Origin of the sequence: Streptomyces tauricus (assembly GCF_014650955.1) — a bacterium.
GTDB classification, from domain to species: domain Bacteria; phylum Actinomycetota; class Actinomycetes; order Streptomycetales; family Streptomycetaceae; genus Streptomyces; species Streptomyces tauricus.
In genome coordinates, this window is the sequence record NZ_BMVY01000063.1 from 1 (window position 1) to 18,895 (window position 18,895).

Genomic DNA, 18,895 nt, shown 5'->3' on the forward strand with positions numbered 1-18,895 from the left:
GCCATGCCTGCGTGAGGATTGCGGGCCGTGCGGAGTGAGGGCTTCAGCTGCGCTCACTGCGTGCGTCGCCCGGAGCCAGGTCGAGCTGCTCCGGGTTCGCGGCGGAATCGCTGTCCGGCTTCGAGTCCGCGCGCCCCGTCGACCGCGGTACGTAGAGGTAGATGGCGACTGTGACCAGTACGAGCATGATTCCGGTGCAGAGTGAGGTGAGCGCGAACGCGTCCGAGAACGACTGGTCGGCCTGACGTTTCAGCGCCCGCCCGGCGTCGCCCGGCAGGGTGCCCGACACGGCGATGGCGTCGCCGATGCTTTCGCGGGACGCCTCCATGGACCTGTCGTCCACGCCGGGCACCGTCGTGTCCATCTCCCGGCGGAACAGGGCCGCTGCCACACTTCCCATGATCGCCACACTGAGCCCGTTGCCCAACTCGTACGACGTCTCCTCGATGCCCGCGGCGGCGCCGGCCGAGTCGGCGGGAGCCGTGGACATGATGACGTCCGAAGCGGCCGTCATGGCACAGCCCGATCCGGCCCCGATACCGACGAGGGCGATCGCGAACACCCAGTACTCCGTGTCGGGCTGAACGTTGAGCAGGACGAAGAACGCCGCCCCGATCAGCCCCATCCCGATCATCATGGCGTAGCGCGTGCCGTATCGCGGAACGACGAGCGACATGATCGGGGCTCCGATCATGGTGGCGAAGACGAGCGGGAGCAGGCGCAGGCCCGATTCCAGGGGCGAGGCTCCGCCGATGAACTGCCAGTGCTGGGTGAGCAGCAGCATCAGTCCGCCCATGCCGAACATGGCCAGGACCACGGACGCCACTCCGACGGAGAACGCGCGTGACCTGAACAGGGCCAGGTCGAAGAGAGGTTCGGGCGTGCGGACCAGTCGGACGATCAGCCCCGCCAGCAGCATGAGCCCCAGCGCCCCGATGCCGATGGTCTGCGCGTCGAGTCCCTTGGAGCCACCGTGCTGGATGCTGTACACGAGGGCGATGAGCCCGGTGACGGAGAGAAGAGCTCCGAAGGCGTCCCAGCGAGGCGGGTTGGGGTGGCGGGACTCGGGCACGAGAAGCACGCCTGCGATCAGGGCGATTGCCATGATCGGCAGATTGATCAGGAAGACCGATCCCCACCAGAAGTGTTCCAGCAGAAAGCCTCCGACGACGGGGCCGATCGCGGCGCCGGCCGCGGAGACCGAGGCCCAGACGGCGAGAGCCACTGTGCGCTCCCTGCGGTCCGTGAAGACGTTGCGGATGATCGACAGCGTCGACGGCATGATCAGTGCGGCACCGACGCCGAGGAGCGCGCGGGCTGCGATCAGCGTCTCCGGTCCCGATGCCCAGGCGGCTGCGGCCGAGCCGAGGCCGAAGATGAGGAAGCCCAGGCATAAGAAGCGCTTCCGGCCGAGACGGTCTCCGAGCGTTCCGGCGCTGATGAGCAGCCCGGCGACGGCGAGTGAGTAGATGTCGACGATCCATAGCAACTGAACCGAGGACGGCTCCAGTTCAGTGCTCAGCGTCGGCAGTGCGACATTCAGTACGGTCAGGTCCAGCGCGACGACCAAGAGGCTCAGGGACAGGATGCCGAGCACTGTCCACCTGTTGGCCGCGCTGCGCGGCGATTTCATGGTTGCCCTCCTCTGATGTCCTTCGTTCAACCGCCTCGTACGTCATACCGCAGGATCGTACAATGTACGATCCTGCGGTACTATAGAGCCGTGACTGAGACTTCTGGGCGAGAGACCACACCGAAGGGGCGACAGGGTTCCATCTGGCTTCGCGAGACGAAGAAGAGCCCGTCGAAGCCATCCCTGAGCCGTGAACAGATCGTGCAGGCCGCGGTGCGGCTCCTGGACGAAGGAGGCGTGCGGAATCTGCGGATGCGTCAGCTGGCGACGTCGCTGAACTCCGCACCCATGTCGCTGTACTGGCACGTGCCCAACAAGGACGACCTCCTGGAGCTCGCCGTTGACGCCGTGTTCCCCGATCCGCCGAGCCGGGCCGACACGGCGGCCTGGCAGGACGACATCAAGAGCGGCGCGATCGGTCTGTTCGAGGTGCTGCTGCGCCACTCGTGGGTGATCGAGCTGATGGGTGGACAACCCCCAGTGGGTCCACGGGCGTTGGCGCACACGAGTGCCATCATCGAGATCCTGGAGCGCGCGGACTTCACCCCCCAGCAGCTCGACTCCGCTCTGGCGGCCATCTACTACTACATCGTGGGTGCGGCCCTGTCCGAGGCATCCTGGCAGACGATGTCCAACCGTCGGGCCGAGAACGAGGAGGAGTGGGCGGCCCGGTTGGGCCCCTACCTCGACGCGGCGGTGCAGGACCATCCGAAGTCGCTGGCCGACTACATCAATCGCAGTGCCACAACCAGTACCCAGAGCCGCTTCCGGGAAGGGCTGGACTGCATGATCTCCGGCCTGGAGCGGATGCGTTCGTGACGCGCGGTTCTGTGTAGCCTCGGCGGGGCGCATCGCCTGTCACGCGGGCGGCCCGGCTCGCGGCAGAGGCGACGGCGGACGCGAACACGTTGAGGCCGCCGAGAGTGGACAGGTCCCGCCTCACCCCTGGGCGGGACAGCTCGTTCGGAGGGAGTCGCGGCGAGCGTGAGCGCGGACCGTCCTGCTTGTCGTGCTGCCGGCGCACCATCTCGGTGATCGGGACGGGCGCGAACGGAGCGGTGCAGCCCGGGGAGGCCGGGTGGTCCTTGAGCACCTCCAGGCAGACCCTCGACGCTCATGTCGCCAGCGAAACACAGCCGACGTCCGGAGGAAGACCGATACGGCGCGGTCACCACACGATGCGGCGGTGGCGGAGCAGCATGCAGGAGACGCCGACGAATAGGCATCGGCTTCGGCCTCCACCGCGGCGGCCGGCATGGGCCTATCCTCCCGGCCGACGGGCCAACGTCGGCCTGCTCGACTCCAGTCGGTCGATCACCCGTGAAGGTACGCCCTCAACGTCCAACCCGGCGCCGATCCACGGGTCTTGTGCATTGCTCCCGGCGGGGCTCGCGGATTCCTGTGTGTCTGTCTGCCGGGCCGGTGCGACCTTACGTATGTGTATGCGCTGGTTGATCATGTGTGGTGGCTGCGGTTCGCGGGCCTGGACGCCGGGTCGGTGTCGTCTGCGGGCTGACAGGTTTTTAGGGGAGTGTGTGGATGTCGTGTTGGCGGGCACTCGGGTTTTCGCACCGGGGGTTCTGGTGTGATGCGGAGCCGGTGCCTATCGGTCGAGGGGAATGTGGGCCGTAGTGGCTCGCACGTCCACGCGTCTGAGTCGGACCTGACGACAGGAACTTGAAATGATTATTCTCGGTCTTATTCTGCTGCTCATCGGCCTGCTGGTCGGTGTGGGGCTGCTGACGACGATCGGCGGCATCCTCATTGTGGTGGGCGCCGTTCTGTGGATCCTGGGTGCGACCGGCCGCGCGGTCGGTGGACGCAAGCACTTCTTCTAGAAGCGGGGCGCCTCACCAGATCGCTGCGACGGGTGACTGTTAGTGGGTTCGTGCCTCATGGGGGCACGCCGTCGTGTTGGTGTTCAGCAGGATGCGCGTCCTGGTGCTGGTCGGCATAGACAGCTTCAGGGCGCGCTCCTGGCTGCCCTCGGAGCGTGGTAAGGGCGTGGCTGAGGTGGACGTGGTGCTTCTGCGTGCCGCACGTCAGCCGCGTGTTTGAGCGCTCGCTGCAGGCGTGCGGCTGGTCGTTGCCGGATTCGGGCGGCCCGGGCGGCCGCGCTGGTGCGGCTGGTTGATGACGGCCGTGACCGGACGGCAGGCCAGACTTCCGTCTCCGTCTCCGTCTCTGTTCGAGGTCGATTAATCCACCATCGGACGCACGAAAATCTACTCTGGCAAGAGTAGACATTGGGGTGTGGTCTGGGTATGGTTCTTCTCGTAGCCCAGAGAGACAGCAGGGCCTGGCAGAGATGAACTGCCGGTCAGCGGTATGTAGTTGCAGGATGCAGGACGGTACGGCGGTGGAGTTCCGAAGCCAGAGCGGTTGCAGGACGGCGACGGGACTGACGGCCGGACCGGGTGGCCCGCAGTGATCGGGGGCCGCCAACGGCGGGAGTGCCGCACAGGACGTGCGGTGGCAGTACCCGCGAGTGAAGTACGCGGTATCAGCAGTGAAGTGACAGAGCAGTACCTCGGTAAAGGCGCCGGCTGCGGGCGCGCGTACCGGGAGGTTCGGCAGTGGGGTTCCAAGCCCAGAGTGGACGCAGGGCGGGCGACGGGGCTGGCTGTCGAAAGTGTGGCGCTGGTACAGGCCACCAGTAGTACGCAGTACCGGTAGGTCAGGTAGTTGATGCAGAGGGATGAACGGAGGAGCGAAGCGCCATCAGGATCGCCCGGGCGGACATCTTGAACCCGGGTACCGCAGGACATCGATAGTGAGGTGGTCTCCGGTCAAGCAACCGCGATCCGAGCATTCCCGGCAGCATGCAGGCCGGGTGTGCGGACACAGAAGGCCGGCGCACGATCAGGGCCGGCAGATGGTGTAGCAGTCTCCTTCGGGGCCCTGGTGCCATACGGCAGCAGGGCCCCCCCTTCTTGTGCCCCATCAGCGCAGCCCGACTGATCACCCCGCTGCACTCCCCAGGCGGCCAGCGCCGCTCCTCCCGCTGTGAAGTAGCGGCCTTTTCCTCAACGTGCAGCTTCGCGAGACGCCTCGTGATGACGCGAGAGGCGGCGAGGACCACTGCCGACGCTGGTCGGCGCTCCGGCGAAGCACTCCTGCAGCTTCGGCTTCTGCCGTTGGGTGTTTGTCGTTCGGTGTCTGTCATTCACCGCTTGCGCAGCAGTGCGCAGACCAAGTTCTCCTGGACGGTCCGCAGGCGCTTCAGGAGTTCCGGCTTGTTGGTCTTGTTGACCTGAGTGGTGAGGGAGACGGTCAGGGACCGCGTGCCGTCCGGGGTGGCCGCGATGAGTTGCGTGTAGCCGGGGAAGTTGCCCGTATGGCCGAGGACCACGCCACAGCGGGTGGTGTACCGGAAGATGGCGAGACCTGCCTTGTTCTTGCCGGGGCCCGCGGGTTCGGAAGCGCCGTCGACCCAGTTGCGCTGCTGGTGACGCGTCCGGTCGGAGATCAGCTTGCCGCCGGCGTAGCCACGGATGAAGGCCATCATGTCCTTCGGGGTGGAGATGATCCCGCCCGATGCCCATACGCCGGACGCGCTCAGTACTTCGCTGACATCCTCGGGCGGGTTCTGCCCGGTGACGTCGTAGCCGTGCATGTACGGCCTGGGCATCCGGAAGCCCTGCGGGAGGCTGGTGCTGCGCAGTTCCAACGGGCGGTAGACGAGCTCGTCGAGCAGGTCCTCGTACCGTCGGTCCGTCACGGCCTCCGCCATCAGCGCCACGGCGATGTTGTCGGAGTTGGAGTACTCGTACCGGGACCCGGGGCGGAAAGCCAGCGGTTCATCGGCCACGAAGTCCAGCAGTCGGCGCGAGTCGAAGTGGCGGCGCGGATTCTCGGTCACCAGGGCCAGGAACTCGGGGGCGGCGCTGAAGTCGGGCAGTCCGCTGGTGTGGTTCAGGAGCTGCCGGAGAGTGACCCGATGCCATGCGCGCGGCAGCCGGGGGAGCACCTTGCCGAGGGTGTCGTTCAGCCGCAGGTCCCCGGTGTCGACGAGGCGCAGAGCGACCGCGCCGCTGAACGCCTTGGCCGTACTGGCGATGCGCATGTGGTCGGTGGCCTGGATCGGACGATCGGTGCCGACCTTGGCGACGCCGGCCCGGAAGACCTGGGTGTGGGACCCACGCTTGAGGACGGCGATCGCCCCGGGAGGTCCGCCGGGTGCGTCGGTCAGTGCCTGCAACTGCCGCCGCATGGCGCGGTCGTCGTTCGCCGCAGCGTCCGAGGCGTGGCTCGGGGCGGCCTGCACCAGACCGGTCAGACAGGCAGCGCTCAGCAGAGCGACCAGAGGGAGGCGGAGCTGCGCTGAGCGGGGCACTGGTACGGAGCGGGGGACTGGCACGGGGAACTCCTGACGGTGAGCGTGGCGGGACGTCAGAGCGACCAACTGCCGCCAGGGCACCTGGTCGGCTGGGCCCAGAGGTCTCCGAGCAGCAGCGACGTGCTTCTCACCAGGGCTCCTTCCGAGTCATCCCATAACAGGATGTACAGAAACAAAGCACCGACCGAACACCTAGGCGACGCGGCCGTACTGCACCTCAACGAGTGACAAGGCCACGCGGCCCGGAATCGGCCGACCGCATCACGCTCCGGACGCGAGCGTCGTGAGGTCGAGGACGGTCTTCCCGCGGCGAGGGCCCGTCGCCACCGCGGCGTGTGCCTCCGCCGCGCGGTCGGCCGGGAACACCGCCTGGACCGGCACGCGGAACCGCCCCCGCACCGCCTGCTCGGCGGCGAACGCCAGCCCGTGGCACCCGTCCGGCTGGCCCCCGTAGCGGCCGAGCGAGAGGCGCACCCCGCGGCCGGGACCGGTGAAGTCGGCGAGGGTGACCACGGAGTCCGGGCTGCCGGTGAGCGCGACGAGTTCGTCCAGTGAGCCTTTCCCTGCCACGTCGAGGGCACGGTCGATACGCGGGATGCCGAGGGCGTGGACCCGTTCGGCCAGGCCGGGACCGTAGGCGACCGGCGTCGCGCCGAGAGAGGTCAGGAAGGCGTGGCTGGCGGGTCGGCCCGTGGCAAGCACGCGGGCTCCTCGCGCAGCCGCCAGCTGCACGGCGATGCTTCCGACACCGCCCGACGCCCCGTCGATCAGGAGCGTCGTGTCCTGTTCCCCGGTGAGGCCGAGCAGGTCAAGGGCGCGGGTCGCCGTCTCGACACCCGTCGCCGCGGCGCCCGCCTCCTCCCAGGACCAGGCGTCCGGCTTCGCCGCCCAGAACGCGAGCACCGCGAACCGCGCGCTCGCTCCGCCCAGCCGGGCGACGTCGACCGCTCCGAACACCGCGTCGCCGACCGTGAAGCCCGTGACGCCCGGACCGACCTCGTCGATCACCCCGGCCGCGTCCACCCCGGGGACGTGCGGCAGGGCGAGACCGTCACGCGAGGGCGAGTCGCCGGCCCGCAGCGCCAGGTCGACTGGAGACACTCCCGCCGTGCGGACGGCGATCCGTACCTCGCCCGGACCCGCGTGCGGCTCGGGCACGGATCCGACGCCGAGTACCTCAGGGGGACCGAACCGCTCGAACCGTACTGCGCGCATGGTGCACCTTCCCTGCCCGGACCGTCCGGGCGTCGGCACACGGTAGACATGGAGGTGGAGCAGCTGATCCGGATCAGGTCGAAGTGAGAGGCGCGGCAAGCACAGTGACTCGGAAAACACGCACGGACGCGGAGGACAACCGTCGCCGCATCCTCTCGGTGGCCCGCGCCTCCTTCGCTTCCGAAGGGCTCGACCTGCCGATGCGGGAGATCGCCCGCCGGGTCGGCCTGGGCATCGCCACCGTCCACCGGCACTTCCCCTCACGTGCTGACCTGGTCACCGCGGCGCTCACCGAGCACGTCGCGGCCTGCCGCGCGGACATGCGGGCCGCCCTCGACGATCCCGACCCATGGCGTGCGCTCAGCGGTGTCGTCCGCCGCTTCGCCGAGCACCGGCTACGGGACCGCGGGCTGAACGAGGCTCTGTTCGGCTCCCATCCGGCGGCCGCCGCCTTCGCCGCGGACCGTCACGAGCAGGCACGGGCGCTGCGCCGACTCGTCGACCGGGCGCGCGCCGCCGGCGTCGTCCGGGACGACATCGGCGTGGACGACGTACGCGTCTGCCTGGCGGCCATCGCCTCCTACCGCCTCACCCCCCGACCCGCCGCAGGTCTCCACCGCCTCGTCGACCTCCTCCTGACCGGTCTGACCGCAGACCACCAACTCCCCGCGGACCAGCGACTTCCCGCGGGCACCGTACGGACCCCACCCGTGCGGCCGTAGCGCGCCCGAGGCCGCCTCAGGCCGCATCCGCGCCGCACACGAAACTGCCGGCGCTGTCGGGATCCCCCGCCTCGTACCTCGGCCAGCGAGGGTATTCGCACAGCGGCCGGCTCCTGCCGTCACGTGCGTCGGTCCCGACCGGAGAAACAGGTTTCCGCTGCTGTTCGGACCACTGCTCGATCGCGGTGACCGAGTCCCAGCCGGGGGCGAAAGCGGGGTTGCCGAAGTTCGCGTGGTTGGCGCCCGGCACGACGTAATACCGCATGAATTCCCGTGTCTTACGCGGCCCCAAGGTGTCGGTCACCCGCTCGTAATAGTCGTTCGTCGAACGGTGCGAGACGAGTTCATCGGCAGCACCATGGATGAGCAGGAGCTTTCCGCCGGACCGCGCGAACGGTCGGAGGTCCGCGTCGTTGAGATCCTGGATCTCGGACAACCGGCTGATGTGGGAGAGCCACTTTCCCGGCTGTCCCGGGTCGACGGCCAAGGGGCTGTGGCCGGGGTCGCGTGTCAGGAAGTACTTGACCCACTGGTCCCAGTACTGCATTCCGTATCCGCTGGTGAGAGGCATCGGGTGTGTGGGTGCGGTGGTTCCGAAACCCAGCAGTGGTGTGCGCATGTCGGCACCGGAGAGGAAGGGAAAACCGGGGTAGCCCTTTTCACCACTGGCCACCTTGTACGGCCATGTCCACGAGGACGAGATGGCCGTGACCGAGGCGATCTGGCGGTCCGAGAGACATGACGAGCCGGTGTCACCGCCGTCCGGGCATCGCAGCTTCTCAGGTCTGAAACGGCAGGCATCCGGGTTCGAAACGATCCTGTCGGCCAGTCCGTCCCGGGCGTCGCAGGCCTCAATGACGCTGTCGTACAGCAGCGCCTGCTTTTCGGGTCCGGGGAAGGCGCCGGGCCGCGCCAACAACTGCGTCGTATGTCCCAGGTAGAGGATTTCGGCGAGGTTGTTCCACGCCGGGAATGCCGAGATCACGCCGTCGAAGGCGCGGGGCCAGCGTTGCACCACGGCCAGCGCCTCACGGCCGCCGGTCGATCCACCCGCGAAGTACACGTGCTCGGGTTTGGCCCCGTATCCCCGTCGGATCAGGAACTGGGCCGCGTCGTGGGTCTTCTTGAGCGCGTCGCCCGCGGAGAAATTCCGGAGTGCTTCGTCGTTGAGGGCGAAAGAGCCGTCTAGCGACGAAATGGGATGCTTGGCGGGGTCCGCCTGGTGCCCGGAATCGCTTCCGTACGTCGCATATCCGCGCGCCAGTGGGGTGGGGGCGTTCGCGAGCCCGAAGGGGGCGTCCGCACGAAGGTCGGGAATGGTGCCGTTGTAGCCGCCACCGCCGAACATCATGGATCTGCGGTTCCACTCCAGAGGCAGAGCGACGCGCATGCGGATATCGGGTGCTGTGGGGTCGACCGGCAGGAGTGCCGCGTCGACACGGCAGTACGTGACGCTCGTACCGCCGATGGTCTCCGTCACCTCGGATGCGGCATTCACCCGGCCGCCACCGGTGGGCAGAGAGATCACGGACGCCGGGATACGTGACCCTGTCAGCGTCTCGCATCGCACCGCGTCGACGGGGGAATCAGCCGTGGCCGGTCGGACGTTCGGAGTGATGCCGAGAAATGCGGCGACGGCGGCGAGCGTGACACCCACACGCACCCTCGTGCTTCCGGTGGTCCTGGGGTTCATGGCTGTTCCCGTCCTGGTTGACCGGCATGGGTCGGCTCGCCCAGTCTCTGGGCGCGCAATTCCGAACGCCGTACCTTGCCTGCCGCGTCGCGCAATGAGTCGTGGACCAGTTCGATCGACTTCGGCAGTTTGTACCGGGAAAGCCGCCCGTCGAGAAAGCCCCGGATGTCGTCCGCCGTGACGTCGGCCCTTTCCGGCGTATGGACGATCGCGTGCAGCCGATTGCCGGTGTCGCCATCGGGAAGGCCGATCACGACCGCCGTCATCACCTGCTCGTGTTCGACCAGCGCGGCCTCGATCTCCGCCGGATACACGTTGACCCCGCCCACGGTGATCATGTCCGACCGCCGGTCGAGGAGGTACAGGTAGCCGTCGGCGTCGAACCGCCCCATGTCCCCGAGGGACGACCAGCCGTCACGTACGGTCGGCTCGGCGCCGATATAGCGGTACGTGGCATCGGTCCCCGGAGTCACCCGCATGTAGATCTCACCCGAGGCACCCGGCTCCGTGATCTCGGCGCCGTCAGGGTCGAGGAGCTTCATCTCACCCCACGTCACCCGCCCCACCGATCCGACGTGCTCAAGCCATTCGTCCCCGCCGAGGGTGCATCCCGCCTCGGCCTCCGTGCCCCCGTACAACTCCCGGACCCGCTCGGGACCCAGCCACTCGATCCACTTCCGCTTCAGCCAGACCGGGCACGGTTCGGCGCAGTGCCAGACGGAACGCAGGGAGGCGAGCGTGTACCGGCCCCGGACCTCGTCCGGGAGCGCCACGATCCGGCGCATCATCGTGGGAACCAGATACACCCAGTCCACACCGTGGTCGTCGATCGCGGACAGGGTGCGCTCGGCGTCGAACCGGGTCAGCAGGGTCACCGATCCGCCGAGGAAGATCGTCGAAAGGGCGGTCACGAAAGGGGCGTTGTGGTGCAGCGGCGCGGTGATCAGCGCCTGTGCCCCGGCCTCGATTCCCCACATGTCGGTGTCGAAGGCGGACGTCACCGCCGGTCTGCCGGACAGGATGATCTTCGGGCGGCCGGTCGATCCGCCGGAGGTCGGGGCCTTCCACGACGTGGCGACCGCCGGTTCCAGGTCGTCGTCGGGCTGTCGCCTCCTCAGGTCGTCCAAGGTCACGGCCTTGGCCTTGGCCTTGGTCACGGCCTTCGGGCGGTCGGCGAGCGTACTGCCGGGTTCCGTGACCACCACGGCGGGGTCAGCGAGTTCGAGGACCGCGTCGAGTTCCGCGGGCCTCATCCGCGTCGAAAGCACCTGAGGGGTGGCCCCGGCCTTGTAGCACGCGAACACGGCCAGGACGAGATCTGTCGAGTTGGGTAGCAGGAGGGACACGATCCGGCCGGTGGTGGCCCCGGCGGCCAGCAGCCCGCGCGCGACCCTGTTGCTGTCACGGTGCAACGCTGTCCACGTCAGTGTTTCGGTGTCGGCGCGCACCACCACGGTGTCCCCGATCTCGGCGGCGTACGCTCCGGGGATCTCGGACAACGGGAATCCGTCCTGAGGCAGGAAGGTCACGGAAGTACCTCCAGGTCGGGCTCGACCGCCGTGGTCCGGGCGGTCTTCCTGTCCTCTTTCCGCAGCGCCCAGCGCAGGGCCACCGCGAGTGCGCCGCCGACGAGGGACGTGGCGATGACGATGGGGAAGCCGGAGGTCGGATCCCCGGAGTCCGACTCGGCCAGCCCGAACAGATACGGGCCCACGAACCCGCCGGTCAGACCGACCGTGTTGATGAAGGCCAGCCCGGCCGCCGCCACGATTCCCGACATCCGGGCCATGGCCACGGACCAGAAGATCGGCAGGGTGGCGAACGTGAAGGCGGACATGACACCGATCAGGGCGATACGCACGCCGGGCGAGGAAACCGCCAGGAAGACCGCCGCGACCAGAGCGGGCGCCGCGGCGAGGACACCGATGGTGAGGGACTCGCGCGGGACACGGCGGAAGACCAGCGGCATCACCAGCACGCCGATCGTGCCTCCGATCCCCGTCACTCCGCTGAGCAGGCCGATCAGGAACGATCCGCTCACGTCCAGCGACTCGATGATCGAGGGCACGTTGAACGTCACGCCGTTCATCGTGACCTGGTTGAGGAAGTAGATGATCCCGATGAGAAGGATGAACGGCCGCCCGAACGCCTGCCCCATGTTGCCTCTGAGAGCGTGCCCGGGGTCCGGACCGGATCCCCGGCCGGCCTGCTCGCTCAGCGCCGCCGCCTCGTCCGCGGTCAGCCACGTCGCATCGGCGGGCACCTCCGGCAGGTAGGCCAGGACGGCCAACCCGATGACCATGGTGATCAGTCCCTCGATCAGGAACATCCACTGCCAGCCGTGGAGTCCACCCAGGTCGTCCAACTCCATCAGCGCGCCGCCGAGCGGACCGCCCAGGAGCAGACCGAGCGTGGGCGCGAGGTAGATGAACCCGATCGCGGTAGCACGGTCCTTCTGCCCGAACCACTGGGTCACCATGAACATCATCGCCGGATAGAGACCGGCCTCGGCCGCACCGAGTGCGATCCGCCCGATGTAGAAGGTGACATCGTCCTGGATGAACAACATGAGCGAGGTGACCGCGCCCCAGCTCAGAGCGATCCGCGCGATCCAGCGGCGGGGCCCGATCCGGTACATGACCAGGTTGCTCGGGACCTCGAAGAGCGCGTAGGTCAGGAAGAAGAGACCCGCGCCGAGGCCGAAGGCGGCCGCGCTGATGTCCACGTCCGCCCGCAGGTGGGTCTTCGCCAGAGCGATGTTCGTCCGGTCGACGTAGGACATGAAGTAGGCGAGGCACAGGACGGGCAGCAGGCGCAGCATCGCCTTGCGGACGGCGACGGTGTACAGACCGCCGACGGCAGGAATCGACATCCTTGTCACTCCCCAGGGGATCGGGCCCGGACGTGGGCGCTTGCGTGGTCGAGCGGTCGAGAGGTCGAGAAGGCGGGAGTTCGAGTCACAACGATGTGGCGTGGGGCGAGGTTAGAGCCACGCACGCCCGCCATATGATGGAAAGGTCCTCCACTCATGACGAAGCCGGGGTGTATGAATCCACCACCTCAGTCCTCCGCGGAGTCGTCGACGGCACGGACCGGTTCCGACGCGGCCGACGCCACCGCCGAAGGCGAACTGGCCGCCTACCGGCTGCGCCGCGAGCGCGAACTCAACAGCCTGTACACGACGGCCCGGTCCCTGACCGCGCTCGGCGAGGTCGACGAGGTCCTGCATTCGATCGTGCGGCACGCCCACGAGCTGATCGGCAGTGACTTCGCGTATCTGTCGCTTCTGGACGCGGAGGGCTACCTCACCGTGAGAGCGTCCGCCGGGACGATCTCGTCGGAGTTCTCGTCGGGCCGAATGCCACCCGGAACGGGCCTGGGTGGTCGTGTCATCGAGTCCGGAGCTCCCTTCTGGGTCAGCAACTACCGAGAGGCCCAAGGCCTTCCGCACGACCCCACGTTCGACCTGCTCGTGCCCCGCGAAGGACTCATGGCGCTGCTGGGTGTGCCGCTCATGGTGGGTGAGCGGGCCATCGGAGCCCTCTTCGCCGCCGACCGCACCGAGCGTCCCTTCGAGAAGGACGAAGTGGCCCTCTTCAGTGCTTTCGCCGGCCATGCCGCGGTCGCCCTGAACAACGCGCGGCTCTACGAGGAGAGCCGCGTCGCGCTGCGGCGACTGGAGGACGCGTACCGCACGATCGAGGACCAGGTCACCACCATGGAACGGGCGGCGGCCGTCCACGAGGCCCTGACGCACGCGGTGTTGACCGGTGGCGGGCCCGGAGACATCGCGCAACTTCTGGTCGAGCATCTGCGGGGCACGGTGACGGTCCGGGACCGGGACGACGAGGTCCTCGCGATCCGCTTCCCCCGAGGACGGGACGGCGACGCCGACGCCGACCAGAACGTGCCTCCTGACATGCCTGCTGACGTGCTTCCTGACGTGTCTCGGGACGCGACGCGGGACATGCCTTCGGATGTGCCCCGGGACGTGTGCGAGGAGGCACGCGACACCGGGCGGTGTGTCTCGACGCGAGGTGCGGACGGGTACTTCCGCAGCGTGGTGGCCGTCCGGCCCGGTGGAAACCATTTCGGCTTCCTGTCCCTGGCGCGCCGCGCCGCGCCGGAGCCCGCGGACGTCCGCATGCTGGAGCGCTCGGCTCAGATCATGGGCCTGCTGTTCCTCATGCGCGATGCCCGTGCCGAAGCGGAGGAGCGGGTCCGGGGCGAACTGCTCATGGAACTCATGTCCCGCTCGCCTCTGCATCCGGCCCAGCGCGACCGGGCCCTCGCCCGTGGCGTCGACGTGGACCACCTCGACGTCCTCGTCGTGGTCGACTGCCCCGAGAGGACCGCGAGCGAAGTCGTCCGGCAGTTGAAACCGCTGTCGACCGAGCGGTCAGGACTGGCGGGCGAATATCTGGGCCGGGCGACGATGCTGCTGCACGCCGACGACGTGGAGGATGTCGCACGCACGCTGCACCGCAGGCTGCGCCGCACGCTCGGTGTGCCCGTACTCGTGGTCGCCGACCGGATCGCGGGGGAGCGGTCCCGCGCGTTCACGCTGACACAGCGCTGCGTCAAGGTGATTCGCTCCCTGGGGGAGAACGACCGTGGGGCAAGCGCCCAGCAGTACGGGATGTACGCGCTCGCCTTCGACCCCGACCGCTCGGGCGACCTCGACCGGTTCCTCGCCGACAGCATCGGCACGCTGCTGGAGTACGACCGACGACGGTCCACCGGCCTCGTGGCCACGGCGACCGCCTACTTCGCCCACTCCGGGAACCTGAGCCGGACGGCCCGCGCCCTGCACGTACACCTGAACACGTTACTGAAGCGCCTGGACCGTATCGGCTCCCTGCTCGGCGAGGACTGGCGCTCGCCGGACTCGGCGCTGCGCCTCCAACTGGCACTGAGGCTGCACGAGTTGAGGGCTGCGGTCGATGCGAGCGCGCCGGACACCAGCGGTTGATCCGAGCACTATGAGCTGAGTCGAAGCGGCCGGTCGAGGCACCGGCGCGAGCAAGCCAACAGCCCCGTCGGAAGCCTTATGCGGCGGGTGTCGGTGTCATGCCGCTGATGGTCGCGGTGAGGATGCGGGCGAGGCGGGGTTCGACCTCGACCACGGCGTGGGCGAGGCGGGGATCACTGCGGTAGAGCTCGGCGATCTCCGGGCCCGGGGTCGCGATCTGCCAGAACGCGCCGGCGAGTGCGACGGCGGTGGCGATTACGTCGAGGGCACTGTCCCGGTCGAGCTGGGGGAGCTGCTCGTCCAGGGCGGCGAAGATGTCCTCGCGGGCGGCGAGTGTGGCGAGCTTGAAGTCGCGTACCGCGTCGACCGACACGTTGCGTTCCAGATTGAGCGGTGCCTGGGCGAGCAGGTCGCAGAACATCCCGCGCTCCGCCAGCGTGGCCGCGAACGCCTGCGCCACGGCTGCCGGGCCGGGTTCCTCGATCTCCCTGAGCCTCGCGGCCAGGGCGGGCGACCATTCCTGCCAGCCGGCCGCGGTGAGCCGAAGGAAGATCTCCTCGCGCGTCTCGAAGTACCGGAGCAGTGCCGACTTGTGCATCCCGGCCCTGGCGGCGATGTCCGTGAGGGTCACCTGCCTGATCCCGTGCTCGGCCCCGAGAGCCCGGGCCGCGTCGAGGATGGCGGCCTCACGCAGCCGCTTGGCTTCGGGTGAACGTGCGCGCTGGAACTCCGACGGGGTCATCACACGATCCTAGCGGAACGCGGTTGCGTTATTAGCGCAACAGTGTTTTGCTAAGTGCATGCAGCAGACCTGGTTCATCACTGGTTCCTCGCGCGGCCTCGGTCGTGCCCTCGTCCGTGCGGCACTCGAAGCCGGCGACCTCGTCGCCGCGAGCGCCCGCAACACCGAGCAACTGACCGACCTCGTGGCGGAGTTCGGAGACCGGATACGGCCGATCCGACTGGACGTGACCGACCCCGAAGCCGCGCGCACGGCCCTCGCCGAGGCGAAACAGCACTTCGGCCACATCGACGTACTGGTGAACAACGCCGGCTACGCCAACGTGTCGCCCATCGAGACCACGGACGACACCGACTTCCGTACCCAGTTCGAGACGAACTTCTGGGGCGTGTACAACGTCACCAAGGCTGCCCTGCCGATCCTGCGCGAGCAGAGGGCAGGCCTGGTCGTCCAGATCTCCTCCATGGGCGGTCGAGTGGGAGGCAGTCCCGGGATCGCCTCCTACCAGGCGGCGAAGTTCGCGATCGACGGCTTCAGCCGCGTGCTGCGCACCGAGACGGCCCCGTTCGGGGTCAAGGTGCTCGTCGTCGAGCCGAGCGGCTTCAAAACCGACTGGGCGGGTTCCTCGATGGCCGTCCACGCGGTCCCCGAGGCGTACGCGGAGACGGTCGGAGCCATGAACACACGCGTCCGCCAGACCGCCGAAGGGCCGGCGGGTGACCCGGTCCGGGCCGCCGAGATCCTGGTCCGGATGGCCAAGCGCCAGGACATCCCCGACCACCTGCCGCTCGGTGTGAACGCGGCCGAAGGCTCCATCCGGCTCGACAGGCAGCTCCTCCAGGAGGACCAGAGGTGGCGCGAGGTCAGCCGTTCCGCGGACTTCGCCGAGCCCTACCCCGTGCCCTTCCCGCCCGACCGGGCGGCGGCCTGAGCGCCGACCGGCACAGGACGGCCGCTCGCCCGGCGCCACCACCCCGCGGGCCCGTACACAAGCGCGGCGAGATGGGCCCGGTCAGATCCCCGTCACCTTGCTGCTCGCCGAGATCTCGTACACCAAGGTCACCGTGCGCCGGCCGCCCGGAGGGACCGTGACGTCCCAGCGGGCGATGCCCTCGGCGTCGACGGCGTCGGGCGCGGGGGAGCACCCTTCCGTACGCACGCGGATCTCGACTCCCGAGACCTCGGACACGGGCACGCGTTCCCGCAGGACGACGACGCGCTCCTCGTGGTCTCCCGGGGCGGCGAAGCGGGACAGGTGCAGGCGCACCGTGCGGGTGACCAGCGTGCGCTGGGACAGTCCGGCGGAGGTACGGGACTCCTCGGTGTGCCGGACCACCCGGTGGTCGTCACTGCTGCCGAAGGCCAGCTCGACGCGTGCCCCGGGGGCCGCGAACTCCAGCGTCGCGCGGCCGACGAAACCGCTGCCGCGGACCAGGTCGACGGGGCCCGCGAGCAGCGCGTGCCCGGACCGGTTGTCGAACCGCACCACCTGGGTGACCAGGGGGGACAGCTCGGGCGAGCAGGCGTACTCGGTGCCGGACGGCGTGGTGAAGGCGGAGAGCGGCACCCGGTGGGCGCGGCCGTCGCCGGGGACGGACACCGGCGCGGGGGAGCGGAACACCCGTGTCTCACCGGCGTCGTCGACGCCCGGGAGACCGAGCACCGGAGCCGGACCGAGATCCCCGATCTCCTCCTCCCTCAACTCGACGTCCACCGTGCGGCGTTCGGCCGACGACCGGTCCCGCAGGGTCAGCCTGTCCTCGCCCAGTCGCGGCGGCTCGGTGGCCAGCGCGGAGCGGGCCGTCGACAGCGTCAGGCGTACGTCCGACCAGTCCTCACCGGTGCGCTGCCAGACCATCGCGTCCGTTTCGAGCGTCAGGGAGTCACCGTCGAGTACGGCCCGGTAGGCGGGCCGCCACAGCGCACACGGCAGGAGGTGGCTCAGGCGCAGCCCGACCGGCCCGGCGGTCCCGGCCTCCACGGTCAGCTCGACATGGCCGACCAGTTCGGTGGGCTTGTCCTCCGCGAGGTGCAGGGTGTGCCGCGCCTCGCGGAGTTCGACCTCGACCGTCGCCAACCTGGCTTCCGTGGAACGGAGTTGCTCGCCGTACGTGTCGCGCTCGGTGTCCGCCCGGTCCAGTTCGCCGGTCCACCGGGGCCTGTCCACGGCACCGGAGCCCGCACTCCGCCCGATCTCCCGCAACAGGTCCGCGGCCAGCCGCCCGAGCAGATCGAGACGGACGAGGAGGCGGTCGCGTACCCGGCCCAGGTCGCGCTGCTCCTCCTCCAGGAGGTGCACCCGCCGACGCAGTGCCGAGTCGTCGGCGGGGGACGACCGGGGGTCGCGCGGCACCCAGGCGCGTACGATCCGCGCGTCGAGGACCGTGGCGGGGTGCCCGCTGGTCAGCTCGGCGTGGAGCGAACGGTCGACGGCCAGCGCGCTGACCGGGCCGAGCCGCAGCCGCTGGACGCCGGGCCGCAGATCCAGGACGGCGGTACGTTCGACGAGGGCGCGGTCCTCCAGGCAGGTGACGGCGGTGACGGGCAGGGCGATCGGCTGCGCATCCGTGGACATGTGTGGGTCAGCTCCTGCGGTTGCCGTCGACCAGGGCCTTGCCGGCCGGGATACGTATCTCGTAGCCGCCGTCGAGCGCGGCGGAGCCGGCGGCGGGCAGCTCCACCCGCCAGACGCGGGTGCCGGGGACGAGAGTGTCGGGCCCCGCACCCTCCTCCGGCGTCGTCCAGTCCGCCCGCTCGTCGATGCGGATGTCAGGGTCGGAGGTGACCGGCACCCGCTCGCGGACCTCGACGGTGACGGGCCGCGCCAGCCGGTTGACCAGCTCCACGTGGACGCGTTGGTCGAGCACGGTGACGGTGTTGCGCAACCCCGAGGACGACTCGCGCAGATCCGTACGGCGAGTGACACGGATGGCCTCGGCCGGCCCGAGCCCCACCCGGCGCGTCCCGCCGGGAGCGAGCGTCGGGAGTGCCGCGGTCAGGAGGAAGTCGTCGTCGACGGTGACCTCCACCGGTCCGGCCAGCAGTGCCTGATCGGTGGCGTTGGAGAGCACCAGCGTGGTGTAGACGGTCTCTTCCACGGACGGCACACAGAGGTACTCGGTCCGCAGACCGACCGGGATCTCGGTGATCGTCACGGTGTGCAGGGTGCCGTCCGACGGGATGTCGGTGCGGGCGTGCGCGTCGTAGCGGTGGTCGAAGGAGCCTGCCGATTCACGGGGCCGTACGGCGTGGCCGGGCAGCGGCAGCGATGCCACGGCCTCGGCGGCGCGGCGCTGCTCGGTGGCCACCGGGTCGAAGGACGAGTCCGGGAAGAGCAGGCCCCTGCGGCCGGCCTGCTCCTCGGGACCCGACAGGACGAGGGCGGCGTAGTCGAGTTCGGCGCCACTGGGCTGCGGCGGGCCGACGGGTGGTGCGGCCGGCATCGCACCGCTGGGGGCCGCGGGGGCGGGCGGGCCGCCGGGAGCCGACGGCAGCAGGGTGGACGAGGCGTCGAAGGCAGCCCCGCCACCGCTGCCACCGCTGCCGCCGTAGGGCGCACCGGCCTGCCACGAGCCGGCC

Annotated in this window: 14 protein-coding genes and 1 pseudogene; 5 read left to right on the plus strand and 10 right to left on the minus strand. The window is 69.2% G+C overall.

What is annotated here, in order from left to right; translation table 11 throughout:
* Nucleotides 1–43: 43 nt before the first annotated feature.
* Nucleotides 44–1,633 carry an MFS transporter gene (locus IE278_RS40420; RefSeq protein ID WP_189780016.1) on the minus strand — a complete coding sequence of 530 codons (1,590 nt, stop codon included), beginning with the start codon at nt 1,631–1,633 and terminating at the stop codon, nt 44–46.
* 90 nt (nt 1,634–1,723) lie between these two features.
* On the opposite strand from IE278_RS40420, the gene abrT reads away from it, so the two are divergent.
* The gene (abrT, locus tag IE278_RS40425) at nt 1,724–2,452 is read left to right on the plus strand and encodes an HTH-type transcriptional regulator AbrT (protein WP_189780017.1); all 729 of its coding nucleotides are present in this window, start codon (nt 1,724–1,726) and stop codon (nt 2,450–2,452) included.
* Between the two features lie 193 nt (nt 2,453–2,645).
* Here the strand turns inward: abrT and IE278_RS42780 are convergent.
* A pseudogene (locus IE278_RS42780) lies at nt 2,646–2,732 on the minus strand (DNA alkylation repair protein); the annotation flags it as partial.
* Between the two features lie 583 nt (nt 2,733–3,315).
* On the opposite strand from IE278_RS42780, the gene IE278_RS40430 reads away from it, so the two are divergent.
* Nucleotides 3,316–3,471, plus strand: coding sequence for a hypothetical protein (locus IE278_RS40430; RefSeq protein ID WP_189780018.1), 156 nt, complete (start codon nt 3,316–3,318; stop codon nt 3,469–3,471).
* Nucleotides 3,472–4,799: 1,328 nt separating this feature from the next.
* Here the strand turns inward: IE278_RS40430 and IE278_RS40435 are convergent.
* Both IE278_RS40435 and IE278_RS40440 read right to left on the minus strand, forming a co-directional pair.
* On the minus strand, nt 4,800–5,993 hold the full coding sequence (locus tag IE278_RS40435; protein ID WP_189780019.1) for a serine hydrolase domain-containing protein: 1,194 nt from the start codon (nt 5,991–5,993) through the stop codon (nt 4,800–4,802).
* Between the two features lie 240 nt (nt 5,994–6,233).
* Nucleotides 6,234–7,187, minus strand: a complete 954-nt coding sequence (locus IE278_RS40440) for an NADP-dependent oxidoreductase (protein ID WP_189780020.1) — start codon at nt 7,185–7,187, stop codon at nt 6,234–6,236.
* Nucleotides 7,188–7,291: 104 nt separating this feature from the next.
* Here IE278_RS40440 and IE278_RS40445 point away from each other — a divergent pair, with 104 nt between their 5' ends.
* A complete protein-coding gene (locus tag IE278_RS40445; protein WP_213089787.1) occupies nt 7,292–7,909 on the plus strand; it encodes a TetR/AcrR family transcriptional regulator in 618 nt (205 codons plus the stop codon).
* Between the two features lie 16 nt (nt 7,910–7,925).
* Here IE278_RS40445 and IE278_RS40450 read toward each other — a convergent pair whose 3' ends face one another.
* The 3 genes from IE278_RS40450 to IE278_RS40460 are packed head-to-tail and all read right to left on the minus strand — an operon-like array spanning nt 7,926 to nt 12,474.
* Nucleotides 7,926–9,566 (minus strand): tannase/feruloyl esterase family alpha/beta hydrolase, encoded by a 1,641-nt coding sequence (locus tag IE278_RS40450; RefSeq protein ID WP_246571686.1) that lies wholly within the window; start codon nt 9,564–9,566, stop codon nt 7,926–7,928.
* Nucleotides 9,567–9,598: 32 nt separating this feature from the next.
* Nucleotides 9,599–11,131 (minus strand): AMP-binding protein, encoded by a 1,533-nt coding sequence (locus IE278_RS40455; RefSeq protein ID WP_189780023.1) that lies wholly within the window; start codon nt 11,129–11,131, stop codon nt 9,599–9,601.
* Nucleotides 11,128–12,474, minus strand: a complete 1,347-nt coding sequence (locus tag IE278_RS40460; RefSeq protein ID WP_189780024.1) for an MFS transporter — start codon at nt 12,472–12,474, stop codon at nt 11,128–11,130. The genes IE278_RS40455 and IE278_RS40460 overlap by 4 nt, the downstream gene beginning before the upstream one ends.
* Before the next feature lie 174 nt (nt 12,475–12,648).
* Here IE278_RS40460 and IE278_RS40465 point away from each other — a divergent pair, with 174 nt between their 5' ends.
* On the plus strand, nt 12,649–14,574 hold the full coding sequence (locus IE278_RS40465; protein WP_189780025.1) for a helix-turn-helix domain-containing protein: 1,926 nt from the start codon (nt 12,649–12,651) through the stop codon (nt 14,572–14,574).
* A 76-nt stretch (nt 14,575–14,650) separates the two neighbouring features.
* Here IE278_RS40465 and IE278_RS40470 read toward each other — a convergent pair whose 3' ends face one another.
* Complete coding sequence (locus tag IE278_RS40470; RefSeq protein WP_189780026.1) at nt 14,651–15,316, minus strand: TetR/AcrR family transcriptional regulator; 666 nt, start codon at nt 15,314–15,316, stop codon at nt 14,651–14,653.
* A gap of 58 nt (nt 15,317–15,374) precedes the next feature.
* Here IE278_RS40470 and IE278_RS40475 point away from each other — a divergent pair, with 58 nt between their 5' ends.
* Nucleotides 15,375–16,247 carry an SDR family NAD(P)-dependent oxidoreductase gene (locus IE278_RS40475; RefSeq protein ID WP_189780027.1) on the plus strand — a complete coding sequence of 291 codons (873 nt, stop codon included), beginning with the start codon at nt 15,375–15,377 and terminating at the stop codon, nt 16,245–16,247.
* Nucleotides 16,248–16,328: 81 nt separating this feature from the next.
* On the opposite strand, the gene IE278_RS40480 is transcribed toward IE278_RS40475, so the two are convergent.
* Nucleotides 16,329–17,891 (minus strand): DUF4139 domain-containing protein, encoded by a 1,563-nt coding sequence (locus IE278_RS40480; RefSeq protein ID WP_189780028.1) that lies wholly within the window; start codon nt 17,889–17,891, stop codon nt 16,329–16,331.
* Nucleotides 17,892–17,898: 7 nt separating this feature from the next.
* Nucleotides 17,899–18,895: DUF4139 domain-containing protein (locus tag IE278_RS40485; RefSeq protein ID WP_189780029.1), on the minus strand; the 997-nt coding region annotated here is incomplete at its 5' end.

Coding starts and splice junctions, on each gene's coding strand:
- IE278_RS40460 (WP_189780024.1), bottom strand. CDS start 12,474: ATGTCGATTCCTGCCGTCGGCGGTCTGTACACCGTCGCCGTCCGCAAG.
- IE278_RS40440 (WP_189780020.1), bottom strand. CDS start 7,187: ATGCGCGCAGTACGGTTCGAGCGGTTCGGTCCCCCTGAGGTACTCGGC.
- IE278_RS40475 (WP_189780027.1), top strand. CDS start 15,375: ATGCAGCAGACCTGGTTCATCACTGGTTCCTCGCGCGGCCTCGGTCGT.
- IE278_RS40470 (WP_189780026.1), bottom strand. CDS start 15,316: ATGACCCCGTCGGAGTTCCAGCGCGCACGTTCACCCGAAGCCAAGCGG.
- IE278_RS40430 (WP_189780018.1), top strand. CDS start 3,316: ATGATTATTCTCGGTCTTATTCTGCTGCTCATCGGCCTGCTGGTCGGT.
- IE278_RS40420 (WP_189780016.1), bottom strand. CDS start 1,633: ATGAAATCGCCGCGCAGCGCGGCCAACAGGTGGACAGTGCTCGGCATC.
- IE278_RS40465 (WP_189780025.1), top strand. CDS start 12,649: ATGAATCCACCACCTCAGTCCTCCGCGGAGTCGTCGACGGCACGGACC.
- IE278_RS40480 (WP_189780028.1), bottom strand. CDS start 17,891: ATGTCCACGGATGCGCAGCCGATCGCCCTGCCCGTCACCGCCGTCACC.